Below are 484 nucleotides of genomic sequence, written 5' to 3' on the forward strand. Positions count from 1 at the left end.
GCATCTCAGTCAACTTCTTCGTTCACTCGTTGAAAAGAACAAAGCAATTGTTCTCGACGAGCACACCAACGAATTATTACAAGCAAACATCAAATCCATTGCAAGAGCTGGTATCAACGTATCCATTTGCTGGATCATCTTCATTCCAGTTATTCTAAACATCGTTCGATACTTTTTCTTTTCGAATTAATAACTCATGACTATTAAAGTGTGCATTTATCCGCTTTATTTGGTATGCTTAACGGACAGTTATGGACCGGATCCACTAAACTGAATGAAGAAGAGGGTAAAACATGGGAAAATTGAATGCAGTCGAAAAATTGCAAAAAGAATTAATGAAGACGCGCGAAGCGATCGACATCGTCAAGATCATCTTAGCGAAGAAAAACGACCCTCATCTCGAAGAACAGTTGAAAAGATTAATCACCGAACACAACGAAATTGTGACACAAATCAAGAGCATCCAGTAAGGATGCTTTTTTAT

At 37.8% G+C, this 484-nt stretch carries 1 protein-coding gene; it reads left to right on the top strand.

Annotated elements, in window-relative coordinates; genetic code table 11:
* Positions 1 to 274: 274 nt before the first annotated feature.
* Positions 275 to 484: hypothetical protein (locus CN601_RS27210; RefSeq protein WP_218923280.1), on the top strand; the 210-nt coding region annotated here is incomplete at its 3' end.

Source organism: Bacillus sp. AFS017336 (genome assembly GCF_002555445.1).
In the GTDB taxonomy this organism is placed as follows: domain Bacteria; phylum Bacillota; class Bacilli; order Bacillales; family Bacillaceae_G; genus Gottfriedia.